General features: G+C 59.1%; 14 protein-coding genes. 3 read left to right on the top strand and 11 right to left on the bottom strand.

What is annotated here, in order from left to right:
• Positions 1 to 17: 17 nt before the first annotated feature.
• From DVJ77_RS18520 to DVJ77_RS18505, 4 genes are all read right to left on the bottom strand, one after another.
• Positions 18 to 332: an EthD family reductase gene (locus DVJ77_RS18520; RefSeq protein ID WP_114847016.1), complete on the bottom strand. Its 315-nt coding sequence runs from the start codon at positions 330 to 332 to the stop codon at positions 18 to 20.
• Positions 333 to 384: 52 nt separating this feature from the next.
• Positions 385 to 690: a putative quinol monooxygenase gene (locus tag DVJ77_RS18515; RefSeq protein WP_114847015.1), complete on the bottom strand. Its 306-nt coding sequence runs from the start codon at positions 688 to 690 to the stop codon at positions 385 to 387.
• 397 nt (positions 691 to 1087) lie between these two features.
• Positions 1088 to 2329 (bottom strand): hypothetical protein, encoded by a 1242-nt coding sequence (locus DVJ77_RS18510; RefSeq protein WP_114847014.1) that lies wholly within the window; start codon positions 2327 to 2329, stop codon positions 1088 to 1090.
• Positions 2330 to 2673: 344 nt separating this feature from the next.
• The gene (locus DVJ77_RS18505; protein ID WP_114847013.1) at positions 2674 to 3804 is read right to left on the bottom strand and encodes an SLC13 family permease; all 1131 of its coding nucleotides are present in this window, start codon (positions 3802 to 3804) and stop codon (positions 2674 to 2676) included.
• Positions 3805 to 4160: 356 nt separating this feature from the next.
• On the opposite strand from DVJ77_RS18505, the gene DVJ77_RS18500 reads away from it, so the two are divergent.
• Complete coding sequence (locus tag DVJ77_RS18500) at positions 4161 to 4625, top strand: SRPBCC family protein (RefSeq protein WP_162791566.1); 465 nt, start codon at positions 4161 to 4163, stop codon at positions 4623 to 4625.
• A gap of 72 nt (positions 4626 to 4697) precedes the next feature.
• Here DVJ77_RS18500 and DVJ77_RS18495 read toward each other — a convergent pair whose 3' ends face one another.
• The 3 genes from DVJ77_RS18495 to DVJ77_RS18485 all read right to left on the bottom strand — a co-directional run bounded on the left by DVJ77_RS18495 (position 4698) and on the right by DVJ77_RS18485 (position 7043).
• Entirely contained in the window at positions 4698 to 5474 is a 777-nt protein-coding gene (locus DVJ77_RS18495) for an alpha/beta hydrolase (RefSeq protein ID WP_114847011.1), read from the bottom strand.
• A gap of 92 nt (positions 5475 to 5566) precedes the next feature.
• A complete protein-coding gene (locus tag DVJ77_RS18490) occupies positions 5567 to 6175 on the bottom strand; it encodes a hypothetical protein (RefSeq protein ID WP_114847010.1) in 609 nt (202 codons plus the stop codon).
• Between the two features lie 295 nt (positions 6176 to 6470).
• On the bottom strand, positions 6471 to 7043 hold the full coding sequence (locus DVJ77_RS18485; RefSeq protein WP_114847009.1) for a hypothetical protein: 573 nt from the start codon (positions 7041 to 7043) through the stop codon (positions 6471 to 6473).
• Positions 7044 to 7149: 106 nt separating this feature from the next.
• Here DVJ77_RS18485 and pdxR point away from each other — a divergent pair, with 106 nt between their 5' ends.
• Complete coding sequence (gene pdxR, locus DVJ77_RS18480; RefSeq protein WP_114847008.1) at positions 7150 to 8607, top strand: MocR-like pyridoxine biosynthesis transcription factor PdxR; 1458 nt, start codon at positions 7150 to 7152, stop codon at positions 8605 to 8607.
• Between the two features lie 62 nt (positions 8608 to 8669).
• Positions 8670 to 9440 (top strand): hypothetical protein, encoded by a 771-nt coding sequence (locus tag DVJ77_RS21200; RefSeq protein WP_162791565.1) that lies wholly within the window; start codon positions 8670 to 8672, stop codon positions 9438 to 9440.
• A 250-nt stretch (positions 9441 to 9690) separates the two neighbouring features.
• Here DVJ77_RS21200 and DVJ77_RS18470 read toward each other — a convergent pair whose 3' ends face one another.
• The 4 genes from DVJ77_RS18470 to DVJ77_RS18450 form a co-directional block, all read right to left on the bottom strand.
• Positions 9691 to 10290, bottom strand: coding sequence for a YkgJ family cysteine cluster protein (locus DVJ77_RS18470; RefSeq protein WP_114847007.1), 600 nt, complete (start codon positions 10288 to 10290; stop codon positions 9691 to 9693).
• A gap of 107 nt (positions 10291 to 10397) precedes the next feature.
• Positions 10398 to 10802, bottom strand: coding sequence for a hypothetical protein (locus DVJ77_RS18465; protein ID WP_114847006.1), 405 nt, complete (start codon positions 10800 to 10802; stop codon positions 10398 to 10400).
• A gap of 821 nt (positions 10803 to 11623) precedes the next feature.
• Positions 11624 to 12520 (bottom strand): EamA family transporter, encoded by an 897-nt coding sequence (locus DVJ77_RS18455; protein WP_114847004.1) that lies wholly within the window; start codon positions 12518 to 12520, stop codon positions 11624 to 11626.
• The gene (locus tag DVJ77_RS18450; protein ID WP_114847003.1) at positions 12517 to 13680 is read right to left on the bottom strand and encodes an acyl-CoA dehydrogenase family protein; all 1164 of its coding nucleotides are present in this window, start codon (positions 13678 to 13680) and stop codon (positions 12517 to 12519) included. Before DVJ77_RS18450 ends, DVJ77_RS18455 begins: the two co-directional genes overlap by 4 nt.

The following is a 13680-nucleotide window of genomic DNA, read 5'->3' as shown; positions in this document are numbered from 1 at the left end:
GAACGAAGGCATAGGTTTCAAACTTCTCTGTTGTCGAAAAGGAATATTTGAACGCCTGAGTCATCAGGCGCAAAGAGTCGGCGATCCGCGCCAGCCGCCTGTCCCTCCGCGCTTGCAAGCGCCTTTTTCATCGCCGCCAGGTCGTCGAAGTACAGCGTTCCGATCCGATGAACAAGGGAGGCTCCTATCAGCGCTGCGATGGGGCCGTCGCTGACCTCGTATTTCCTGAGGCCCGGAATCTTCTTGGCCAGGGGCACGTGAATTTCGAAGTAATGTCGGTCGAACGCTTCGATGTTTTTGGGTGTCGGGTAAATCACTACCATCCGAGACATGGCGGTTCTCCTTTTTTACTGGCTCGACGCAAACTAACTTGCATGCTCACCCTCACCGGGTTTCGCTCAACACCACTGAGCCCATGATCGAGTCCAGGCTCGCCAACTCATTGATCTCCGGGAAATAGGCTGTCATGCGCGGATCGCTGCGCATCGCCACGACGGCCGCTTGGGTCTCCCACTCAGAGTAAATAACGACGCTGGTGCCGTCCTCCGCGGCGATCAGCAGGGTGGCCTTCCAGCCGTGGAGCGTGCGGATCACCGTGTCGATGTTCTGTTTCAAGAGCGCGATCAGCGCATCCTGTTTCCCAGGTTTAACTTTCAGCAGATTGATCAAAGTAACGGACTGGTCGGACATGGCATGTCTCCTTTTGTGTTGGACACACCAAGGACGATCCGAAGAGTGGAAACGGATCGCGACATAGAAGATTTTTTTTGGAAAATCCTCTCGAACGCCAATTGCAATGAACTAGCTCGACCAAAGGGGGAGGGCGGGCAGGGTGATTTCCACCACAACAGCTCGACCGCCACGGCAAAAATCAAGACACGTGAGCGGAAGGGGAGGGCAGACTCCGGCTTCAGCTCGGCACGCTCCTGATTCAAGCTGACCCGGTATTCCGGCTATCGCGAATATCCTGAAGCAAGGTACCCGCACTGCGTCGCTTCATTCTCGTGAAAAGGATCGCGCCAAGTTTCCTGTAGCGCTTCGGCATACCAGCAGGGTGGAGATTCCTGGTTGGGTCGGTGCTGAAAAATCAGTGCGCGTATCCCATGGGCAAGCCGTGGGCAGGCAGTGGATTGTCCGGCCCATAACCGGGATAACCGAGACGATTCAGGCCTTCCGGCGTCAGTTGTTCGATGGAAAGTTGCGGCGCCGGCACGTCATCGTTCTTCGGCATGCCCAGGTCGAGATGTCCATCGAGCCGATTTACGACGTACACGCCGTCCTCGATGTGGAGCAGTGCATCCGGCGCGGAGACCCCAGTTGCCGGGCCGCGTAGCCGACGTCCGCCACCCGTGCCGTCATCGGCGATCCACGCGTTGGTGCGCACAGTCGCCGGACAGCCGCTCTGCGTGACACCGGGCAGCAATACATTGGCCCATAGCGCCACGAAAATGAGCCGCCGCTTGTCATCCACGCTCGCGAGTTGCCACATCCGGGCGACATCGGCACCGCTGTGGGTGTAGTCGTCCAGAGTCGCCTTCGACAGATCGGTGATCGGCGTGAACTGTACGTCGCGGTTGGACAAGCCAGGCTGCCGGCATTGCCGCCCGTAGGCAGTACGTGTGGAAGCATTGGCTAGCTGTGCGCGCGTCTCGTCCACTAGAGCCTGGCGAACCATCGGCCATAGTTTTTGCCGTAAGGCGGAGATCTGGTCGCCTGACATGAGGTCTTCCAAGGGTCGGAAGACCTGGATGCTGGCATGCAACGAGGTGCTGACTGGAATCGCCGGGTCGCCTGAAAAGTCCGAGGTTGTGAGCTTGCCGCAGTCGACGGTGGTCGCCGCCAGCGACAACTCGCGCACCGGCACCTCAGTCGGCACGCCATCAGCGCTGTCCTGGAAGGTGGCTGTGGCATCTCGCACGTCGGTCCGGTATGCGCCGCAGTACCAGAGCAGATCGTGCAGCCCCTGTGCATTGAATCCAAGCTTCCCTTCGGCGACCGCAATGCGGCACGCGGCACGTGCGCCCGGCTTTTCCGCGGTACAGCGCGAAAGCGCCTTACCGTAGGCATCCATAGCTTCCTCGCGCAGCGGTGCGCCGACACCGACGAACTGCCCATTGCGAAGAAAGCCCCACGGCCGCAGTGCCGACAGCGGTTGCGTGATGCGCGCGCCAGGCCCCGGTGGGTCCTGGCTGTCGCTGAAGGGCATGCCGGATCGCAGGCGCGCCGGAAAGGCGCCGGGAACGTATTCACCCAGCCAGATCGTGATATCTCGAGCCGGCGTGGTCGGAGACGATGGCGCTGCGATGGTGGCCGAGGCCAAGGCAAGCATGCATGCCAGTGCTATTCGCTTTATTCGAGACTTGTTGTAATTGCTGGATGGATCAGCGTGGATAGATGACTCATGCGATCTTGGCGGCACCCTGTTTGCCCTGGACTTCATAACCATCCCCTGATGCCAGTGTCTTTCATCGAAGTTTAGGTCCGCTATGAGTTGAAAGCGGACCTTACAGGCCCCTGCCTGGGTGCGCACACCGTCGCCAGCTCGCGTCACATAGGCCCAGTATGACTTCAGGCCGGCTTTATCAGGACACCATTGCGATGTCAGTGGACTATCACTGTCTCGTTGGCGGCATGGGCTCATCGCTCTCACGTGTTATGTGACTTTTTGTTTCACTAAAGCAGCAGCACCCAGGCAATCAGAGCCGACAAAATAAGGAAGGGAAAGGAGTACAGGTGAAAACGCAGCCACAGATGACGCTCAGGAGCCATGCGCAGCGCAATAATATTGGCCATCGAGCCAATCGCCAGGCCAAAACCACCGACGTTGACCCCGTATGCAATCACTTTGTAAGCCGTGGAATAGTTCACGAGCAGAATCGTCGCCGGAACATTGCTGATGACTTGGGAACCGAGCAGGGCTGATATGAACAGTTCAAATTGAGAAAAATGCAGAATCGTTTCAGCCAAGGTCTGGATGAAATGCAACTGCGTCAGTAAACGGATGTCGATGAACATTAGTATGAAAACTAAGATCAGGCTCCAGTCAACTTTTGCAATGATCTCCCTGCAAAACAGCACGGCGGCACTTGCCACGCCAACTAAGCCCCAGCTTGGATGCCCTAGTTCCACCATCGCCAGGAACACGAGATAAAGTAGTCCGCAGGTTCTGAGTAGCCCAACCCGGTATGCCGCAGGATCGTCTTTCAACTCAGCGTGTATGGTTTGTTTGGGGAAGCAAAACCAAGTTGCCAACAGCAGCAGCAAGAAAATCGCCAGCGCCAGCGGCGCCATTTGCCAGGTGAAGCCGGCAAAAGACAGATGTGAGCGCTGCCACAGCAGGATGTTTTGCGGGTTGCCGATCGGCGTCAGTAGCGAGCCGGCATTCACAGCCAATGCTTCAAAGATAACCAGGCGGCCGATCGGCAAGCCGCCGGTGCTGGCCAGACTGACAGTAAGCGGGACTACGATAAAGAGCGCGATGTCGTTGGTCAGCATGGTTGACAGCAGGGCAGATGCCGACACCAGGAAGATGGCTAGCACACGTTCCTGTTGCAGCCGGTTGATGATGGTTCGTCCCAGGTGTTCCAGGTAGCCGCTTACTTCGATACCTGTGGTCAGCAGCAACATGCCGGCGAGTGTCGTGATGGTGTTCCAGTCGACCCAGGTTCGATATTCTGCGAACGGATGTGGCGACAGAGCGGATAGTGCGATGGCGGCGATTAACAGAAGATGCATTAAACGGTCGCGTAGAAACGGCCGGCCGATTTGGCCGATGAAAGATGGCAGTGTGGCTGGTTCAGTCATAGCTGCAAAAACTACCACGTAATTTTCGGGGCGCCGGTTATCCTTTTACCTTTTGAGATCACAAGGCCAGCAGATGGGAAGGGGGCTTTTACGCTTGGCGACCTGCGTCGAACCGCGAACCGTTGAAGCTCGTCTTGAGGCGCTGGGTATCTTAAGGGAGGTACTGGCTCAAGGTAGGTAAGGGGGCATTTGCAAAATCATGGCATGGGCGGCGTTCAGGCTCGCCACTATGAGCGGCACGGGTGCCTTAAGGAAAACGCGAGCTTCTTATGAAGCTGTATAGATTGGTGACGTCCGAGTCCAAGCAAGCCGACGTAATTTTGAAATTCTGAATGAGCCGATGCGTATTCCGAGCAATGAACCTTCTGTCCAACGATAACGGCGATATCCCCGACCGCTTCAGCGAAGAAGTGGTTTTGGAGAAATCCGCTCCTGTGGTTTGGAGGCATCTCGTTAGCCATCACGAGATGCGGAAATGGCTTGGCGGCGACGATTACTCGGTCGAGGTGGACACGACCTGGACCATAGGGAGCGCGATTGTCATTCGAGGCAGGCACCATCTTCCATTCGAGAACAGGGGTGAGATCCTGGCATTCCGTCCGTGCAAAGAACTGAGCTTCACGCACCTTAGCTCGCTCTCTCGTCTCCCGGATCAGCCCTCAAGCTATACGAAACTTAGCTTCGCGCTCGAAGCCGCCGGGAGCCAAACGATCTTGAAATTCGAGGCATCTGGATTTCCCACGATGGCCATCTATAGGCATTTGCACTTCTACTGGATGGGAACGCTCGCTGTCTTCAAGCGGTACACAGAGTCGCGATGACTCTTTACATGGGGCATGTCAGTCTTGGCTATGTCGCCCCCAATGCACGTGTATGACGCGATGATTTCTGGGTTACCTCCTCTCCAGAAATTGCTGAATATAAGGCAAGACGCTATCGACCTCGGTCAGTTCAGTCTCATGGGTCAATCCGTCGATGACAGTAAGGCAGACATGGGACGCCGCTAGGGTGGCCTCGATGCTGCGGGCATTTTCCAGCGCCACGCGATTCTCACCGCCAAGAATCCAGAGCGTGCTGCACAGAAGATCATTCGGACCGATATGTTCCCAATCCAGAATAGCTGTAAGCCATGCGACCTCTGAACCAGCACGTCCGCTTTGAAGATAGCTCCGTTCGGCAGGAGACAATGACGCTTCGTCAAGACTGCCATCTTGCTGAGCTTTCAGGATGGGGATCCATCGATCTCTGACACCTACGATAGTGCTATGAAACTCACCGGAAGCGCCTGCTCCAAAGGGTATGCCTACCAAAACAAACCGGCGCACGCGCTCGGACTGTGCGGCAAGATAGCGACCGATATTGGCGCCGAAAGAGTATCCCCATAGCATAAATTGCTCGATGCCCGCCTGATCGACTGCGGCAAGAATGTCCTTGCATTGCTGCATGGTGGTATAGGCGCGTGCGTCGGTGGGTTTATCACTCTCGCCATGCCCGCGAAGGTCGACGGTCAAGACAGTGTAGTCAGCAAGGAGCCTGCTTACATAACCAAGGGAGTGCCAGATTTTGCGCGACTGTGCACCGCCATGTAATAACACGATGGCGGGCCCGGACCCGGTTATGTCGTAGGCAATGCGACAGCCGTCGCTAGAGGCTGCAAAGGATGTGTTCATGTATGGACATGCTCTCGAAAAGGAATGCGGCGCACCCGCCAAGTGCGCATGCACTAAGCAGATGCGATCACTGAAATAGCAATCCGGACGCGTTAGAAATTTCGTACGGTAGGCGTTCGGCCAATCGGCAGGCGATCACGCGTCGCTACAAGTCGGGCATGGCAGAGTGCACGCCAGGCCGGAGTGCCATAACTGGCGTAAAGGTCGCGGCCAGTCTGCTGCCAGAGCGGGGATGCCGGATCGAGCCCGAGCATGCGTATGAAACTTTCGTCGCCAACGACAACTTGCTTGGCGAAAGGAAACAAAAACCGGGTCGTCTCGCTTCCGCAGAATGCGCGAGCCTCTTCGTAGCTTGCGAACCAATGATTGAGTAGAAGTTGGCATCGAAGGTCGTACCACAACCCTCCCATGTCATCGCCGGGCCGGGCATGCCCATTGAGCACGCGACGCGCATGCTCCCAGTCTTGAAATCCGACCTCAGTACAAACGATGTTGAGTGCGTGCGTCAGCTTCCATGTTGCTGGCCACGGCCATCGCCGCTTTCTCGACACCCAGCGTGTATAAAAAATGGCGTCGGGCATTTCGTTGAGTAGATCTTTCAATCGAAGTCGAGCGCGAATTTTAATTTCACGCAACAGTTCATAGGAGGCATCTTCTGACACCTCAGGCGCAGCAGCACCGGCTAAAATCCATGCAGTCATGACAACCCCTCAATAAGGTGTCCGACATTCCCGCTGAAGCCAGACAAAGGGCTGAGCATCGCTGACCTCCGGCCATGTCGATAGCTGATCGCATGGCCGATAGAAACAGACGTATTCTCGAAGGGTGAGAGCCTCTTGTGCGGGAAGGCGCCCCTTCGGCACCTAAATGCAACTATAGACGCCAGCCGAAGCGGTGCGCAAGTCAACTATTCGCAAGGGTGGCGTCATCATTGCGTCCAGCACGCCTTTCGTCTCGATGGAGACCGTAAGAAGGTAAATGGACCCGTACAGATACTCACTGCTCTCGTGTCAGCGTTGCCCTAAAGTTGGGCTCCCACGTGTTACCACCGTCATCCGAGAATGACTGTTCAAATTGGTGTGACGTCGGAGTGATATCCGACCAGACTTGGCGGACCAGGATGGTTCTTCCCTTGAACGTCTCTTGATCATAAAATTCGCCGCGTCCGTTTTTGAATTCGCCGAACATGGGTCGACTTATTGCGCCGTCGTTAACGGCTGCAGCATTAAGACTCCACTGGCGGGATTGTGGGTTGTATAGAAACAGCAGCAAGTCCTCTATATGACCCGTGGGGCAGTCGGCTTCGAGTTCCTCAAGCTGGCCGCGTCCATCCCATACCTTGCGCGCCACCAGTGTGCCTTCGCACTTGATCCATGTCGTGGAGCCCGTCAGCGGGTGCTGAAGACGGGATATGCTGCTTTTCCAGTTGCCAAAGTGAAAGTCGAAATCATGTTGCCCATCGCGTTCCGCGGAAGGCGTTGCGAGCGCCTGAAGGGAAGGCAGGGCGACCAGAAGGCTACACATAACTGCGAAGACCATCGTGCATTTAGCAGGGACTTTGAAGAACATTCGGCACCTCACGTGATTAGGGCGTGGAGCGGCCAGACTACCGATATGCGGACAGCAATCCAGGACCGTATTGGATAGATAAAACGGACCGATATCAGGGGGATTTATGGCACGCCAATCTCGAGGGGCATTACTGCCGCAGGTACCCGGCGGCCATCCACGACGCGCCGATGTCTACCTAGCACTGCGCAACTCTGTGCTGCGAGGTCTGCTTGCACCGGGAGAGCGCATGCCATCCACTCGCAAAGCGGCGGCCGACTATGGCGTCTCTCGTGGTCTGCTGGAGGAGGTGTATTCCCAGCTCGTGGAGGAAGGTCTGCTGGAGCGCATCCTGGGGCGCGGCACATTCATAGCCGGTCACATAGCGAAGTCGGCAGACCTTGCCCGGGTTGGAAAGGCGCCCGGCCGCGCGTTATCTATCTCGGCACGCGGGATTGCGCTTGCGGGCAATCTCACGTGTCGCGTACCGCATGATTTCAAGCCATTCAACTCCGGCGTCGCGGACACCGCCGAGTTTCCCTGGAAGATCTGGCAGCGGATACAGGCGCGCACCGCCCGCGAAGTCAGGCGTGCCGACATGAACTTTACCGATCCGCGCGGACTACCAGCGCTGCGCAGCTCGCTCGCGCACCATCTTGCGCAACTGCGTGGCGTGCGCTGCACGGCAGAGCAGGTGATCGTCTTCAACAGTGTCCAGCAAGCGCTGTACCTATTGGCATTGTTGCTCACGAATCCCGGCGATGCGGTATGGATGGAAGATCCCGGTTACCCAGGCGCGCGTGCTGCACTGGAACTTGCCGGGGCGGCCATCGCGCCTATACCCGTAGACCGGGAGGGTCTGCAGATAGAAGTGGGCTTGCGGCATGCGCCAGACGCGCGATTGGCCTACGTGACACCGTCACATCAGTTTCCCACCGGCGTCGCCTTGAGCATGGAGCGTCGCATTGCACTGCTGGATTGGGCGGAAAAGCATGACGCCTGGATATTGGAAGATGACTTCGATGGCGAGTTTGGGTATGTCGGCCAACCTGCGACGCCGCTGCATTCGCTCGACCGGCATGACCGGGTGCTCTACCTTGGTACGCTCAGTAAATCCATGTTCGTATCACTGCGGCTCGCTTTTGCCGTGGTGCCGGAAGCCATGGTTGAGCAACTGGCCAACATCCGCACCCAGCTCGATGCCTTCAGTGCGCCACTGACACAACTTGCCATGAGCCGATTCATGGATGAAGGCCATTTTTCGACCCACGTGCGCCACATGCGCGGCGTGTATGCCGAAAAATGTGCTTTTCTCAGAGAGAGTTTGGCGCCGCTCGCCGACTGCGGCTGGACATGGGAGAAAAACACGGTGGGGGTGCAACTCATGCTGCATCACTCGGATGCAGAGGAAGTGCATCGCACTGCGAAGGCTAGCGGCCTGGCGCTGCATATGCTCAATGCCTATCGGTACAAACCCGCCAACGACGATGGCCTGTTGCTGCGGTTTGGCGGTCTCAGTGTTACCGCCATACGTTCTGGCGTTGAACGACTGATTTCCGCTGCGGACCACCAAACCATCGTCTGAGGTGGTGGCAATGGGCTGTGATATAACCGTGAGCATCCTGTTCCTTCGCAAGCAAACTGCACTTGGTTCCCTTGATCGCCAAGCCCCCGACGCGAGTATTTGCCGCCAGCTTCTTTGCAGTGGTCGCGCTGTGCACGGCGGCGTTGCTTACACCGATCCTGCTGCCGCTATCTCGTCAACTGGCGATTGCTATGCCGTTCCTTGCGGCTACCTGTGCATATGGCTGGGCTTGGCTGCTCTATCCCCGCGATGGCGTGGAGTTGTACGGCGCGCTGCGTGGTGTCGTCGTTGCGTTGCTAGCTTACTTGAGTTTCACGGCGATTCTGGCAGTCGCGGGCTATCCCGATGCGGGACTCCTGGTCGTGGGCTTCGTATGGGTACCCTTCCCGTGGTTTGTGCTGGCGGCAGGCGCGGCAGCCGGTGGTACGAACCTGCGCAACGTCCGCGCGCGCATCGACGCATCGGCCGCGATCGCGTGGACGTGTGTTGCAGTCCTGCCGGCAACGTATGCGCGGCTTGACAAGTGGGCCGCCGACCCGCTCGCCTTTGCAATGGTGACGATGATTGTCAGCAGTTGCCTGTTGTTCGCTGGAGCCGCGCCGGGCCTCGCGTGGTTTCCCCCGGGACTTGCCTCCTCGGACGATGGTCTCGGCATGTCGCAGCGGCTACTGCCTGGCGTGGTGGCATTGATTTTGGCTGTGACTGGGCGTACGTGTGGGCGCGCGCTGCTGGCAATCATGCCGGCGGCGCACCGTCTGCACATCACACTGATGTCGGCAGCCCTTGCAGGTGTTGCGGCCGTCTGGTTCTCAATCAACGTACTGCAGACGTAGCCGACCGTAATGTGGTCTGTGCTGTACAGCCAGTCCGAGATATCGCGCGCCCACGCGCGGAAGTCGGCGTTCTCAGGCATGTGGGTTCTGAGTGCTGCTTCATTGGCCTTGACGAAGTCGAACAGGGCGGCTGCAGCCGCTGCCGCATCACCGGTTACCCATGCCGCTGGCAGCCCGATGTGCGCTGACCGCAGCAGTTCACCGCGCCCCTTGAGAGGAGCTGCCCCGACCTGGCAACTGCGCGATGGTGCTAAGTCGCGGTCCAGCGTGCCGGCACGCCGAATACTTGTCGGATGTCGGTGTGGGCTACGCCACCCGAGGCACTAGCGACGTCGACCAGCGCCTCGCGAATTCCTGTCAAGTCTATTTGCTGAAATTGTCCTTCAGAAGAGCGCGCGGGCGAACACCAATATGCCGTCTTGGTAAAGGCGACGTGCAAGCGGCAGCTGATGGGCCTGGCATTATAGATGCCGCAACGTCCTTCTTTGAGAAAGGGGCAGGGCTGGCCATGGAAGTCCTGAGCGGGCAGGGGATCGCCACGCTGCTTATGGCCAGCGAAGTGTTCGATATACCGAGCTTCGATGGGAAACAGGCTCACGTTGTAGTGGCAACACGCATCGCACCCTGCTTTGCATGCAGTAAATGGCGCCATGGCCGCCCCAAATGCATTAAGCAAATCATGCAAAACTGTAATCTTTGCAAAGGCATTCCCCTTATGTCTTTGCAGCTGAGCGGCGATCCGATCCTCGTCCTTTTGCAGCCGTGCCGGCAGACTCGCCAACATACTCGCCGCGCTCCGCCTTGCGTTGTCCTGCGCGGTTGCGATGTTCACTTCCTCTTCAATGCTCATGGGCACCTTTTAAGCGGACAAAGGCTAATAATCAGAATTGTGGCTGTCGTCCTGACTGTTGGGTTGTAGATATGACGTCGCGCGCCACCACTCATAAATTGAACGATTCAATTGCCCGCGGGCCTGAGCGGCTTTGCCACATTCTCGTTGCATGAGAAATGTTGCTTCAGGATGACCAGAAAATGCTCCTCAGTCACTTGATGGTTGCCTCCCTTGTACTGGAACACGCCGCGCGCATCCACGAAAAGTGGATTACCAGCTTCTTCCATCACAGCACGCACCCGTTTCTCATCGAATGGAACTTTAGTGATCTCCGACTTTTCAAGTAGATCGGTGGTTGCCCCTGGCTCGACCAGTAAGCAATCCTGTTTGGCGTGCGTTGAAAAGGAAGCTTTTGTAACAGCACCATAAGTGTCAATCTCAAAAGGAATCGCCACGGCCCAACCACTGTTAGCCAAAACGATTGCTGGGATAAACATGAAAATCATCGCGGTCACGTTATGAAATCGCATAAATTATTTCATCCATAACAAAGTTGGCTAGGCTGAGTGGGCAGCAACGCATTTGGAGGCCCCCCGTCTGGCAAGATCTGAACGCGTTTGTCCAGCAAGGCGTTCGGGACCGTTTTTGGTTCAACGCTTTGATTTAAGCTATTTTGTCAATCTGGACCGACTCGCCGTTGCCGCCGGAGTACGCACAACTCGCAGAAACGCTCAATCTGATACTAGCCTGCGGTGGCCGATTAATTTAGCCGGATTGAAGTGGCTTAAGGATCACAAGTTCGATTCCAACGAAGTGCGACGTCCCAGCGTCTGTTTACTGGAGACAGTCGCCCACCAGTTTCCAAAAGATGGCAGCTTTAGGAGCTGGTTTAAAGCGACCCATAAATGCAAAGCGATTCAAGGATGGGCGCGATCCTGAGAAAAAGGACATCAATTGAAAACAATGACTCCCTTCCTGCTCGAAAGTTCGCGCAACATGCGTTGGGAAAGCGCCTCCCAAAATCTTTGCTCTTGCTTATGTCGGGCGAGCCCGGATTGCGCATGCCCAGCCCCTGGATGACTGCCGAGTTATCCACGGCACCAACCAGACCAGCATAGAACGCGATGAACAGTGACAACGAACAAATGATGCTCTTCCCTCTCAACTTCATGTCGAACTCCCTGAGCGTCGGTTAGGCACACGGCTTACCACTCGTGCCAGCTTCAGGATATCCAAACCATTTCCACGTAAAGCGCCAAAACAACCGTATTCATGAGCGACAGCAGTGCGGCGTTCGCGCAGCAGAGCACGCTCGGCGGCTCGTACTTGTTGCGCGGCTTCGGCGAGGGCATCAAGACCTACGTCGAGATCGGTTACCCGTACTGAGGTTGGCGAGCGCGACGCCGGCCAGGATCGCCGCCGCGCCGGCGAGACCGTTCGGGGGCAGGTGCTCGCCGGCGAGCCAGCTGCCGAGCGCGATCGCGAGGATCGGATTGATGTACGCATACGTCGAGACCTTGGTCGGCGACACGTGCTTCATGAGGAACACGAACGCCTGGTACGTGATCAGGTTGCCAAACACGATGAGGTACGCGAGTGCGAGTAGGCCGTCGCCGGTCGGCGCAAGCTGCGCGAGCTCGCCGCGGCCGAGGCCGATCGCGATCAGCGGCAGCGCGCCGAACAGCATCTGATGGCTCGCGATCGTCATCGCGGGCAACGCGCGCAGGCGATGGCGCGCCCAAAGGCTGCCCGCGGCCCACGCCACCGCCGAGATCAGCGAGATCGCGATGCCCGACGCGCTCGCGTCGCCGTGCACGGTCGGCACGATCACGATCGCGAGGCCGGCGAAGCCGAGCACGAGGCCGAGCGCGCCGAGGCTCACCGGCCGCTCGCCGCTGGGGAGCAACGCGGCGCCGATCGTGATCCAGAACGGCACGGTCGCGGTGAGCAACGCGACGAGGCCGGACGCGATGCGGTCGGAGGCGATCATCGACAGCGCGCTGCCGCCGACGAACAGCAGGCTGCCCGAGATCGCGAGATCGAGCCAGGTCCGGCGCGGCGCGAGCCCGCCGCCGCGCGCGCGCGACCACGCGAGCAGGATCGCGCCGGCGAACGCCATGCGCACGCCGCTGGTCAGAAACGCAGTGAGCCCGCCGTGCATGGCGACGCGCTGGCCGAGGAACACCGAGCCACCGACGAGGTACATCGCGGCGAACGCGAGGATGATCTGGGCGCGGGACGGCGTCATCGCAATTGGCCGAGCAAGAGGTTGCGGGCGATAACGATGCGCTGGATCTCGCTCGTGCCTTCGAGGATGCGGGTGACGCGCACGTCGCGCAGCGCGCGCTCGACGGGAAAGTCGCGCACGTAGCCGTAGCCGCCGTGGATCTGGAGCGCAGCGTCGCACACCTTCCACGCGTGCTCGGTCGCGAACAGCTTGGCCATCGCCGACGCCTGCGAGTACGACTTGCGCGCTTGCTTGAGCGCGGCGGCGCGCAACGTCATCAGCGACGCCGCGTCGAGCCAGGTCGCGGCGTCGGCGAGCATCGCGCCGATCACCTGATGCTCGATGATCGGCTGACCGAACGTCCGGCGCTCGCTGGCGTAGCGCAGGGCGGCCTCGAACGCGCCACGCGCGATGCCGATCGCCTGCGACGCGATGCCGATCCGGCCGCCGTCGAGGGTGAGCATGGCGAGCGCGAACCCGCCGCCTACCGCGCCGAGCACGGCATCGTCGCCGACCTCGACGCGATCGAAGACGAGCTGTGCGGTCGACGTGGCGCGCAGGCCGAGCTTGTCCTCGAGCCGCGCGACGGTGATCCCGGGCGCATCGCCGGGGACGACGAAAGCGGTGATGCCGCGGCCCGGGCCGCCGGGCGCGGCGGGCGGCTGCGTGATCGCCCAAACGACGAGGCAGCTCGCGCAATCGCCGGCGGTGACCCACTGCTTGGTGCCGGAGATCTGCCAGCCGTGCGCAGTCCGGGTCGCGAATGTCCGCATCGCGGACGCATCGGAGCCGGCGTCGGGCTCGCTGAGCGCGAATGCGCCGATCACCGCGTCGCCGGAGATCAGGCGCGGCACCCATCGCGCGGCGAGCGCGGGGCTGCCGCGGGTCGCGATCAGCTCGCCGACCATGTTGGTGAGCGAGCACAGGACCGCGACCGAGGCGTCGCCGCGGGCGAGCTCCTGCATCGCGAGCGAGTACGCGATGGCGCCGGCGTTCGCGCCGCCGAACGCCTCGGGCACGGTGACGCCGAGCAGGCCGAGCGCGCCGAGCGCGCGCAATTCCGTGAGCGGGAATTCGCCATTCGCGTCACGTGCCGCGGCGTGCGGCGCGAGCACGCGATCGGCGAATTCGCGCGCCGTGCGCTGGATCAACTGCTGATCTTCGGTCGGCGTGAAGTCCAT

The organism is Dyella tabacisoli (genome assembly GCF_003350925.1).
Classification (GTDB): Bacteria; Pseudomonadota; Gammaproteobacteria; order Xanthomonadales; family Rhodanobacteraceae; genus Dyella_C; species Dyella_C tabacisoli.
The sequence above is the reverse complement of the archived record's forward strand: the minus strand, read 5'-3'. Positions and strand labels throughout refer to the sequence as shown.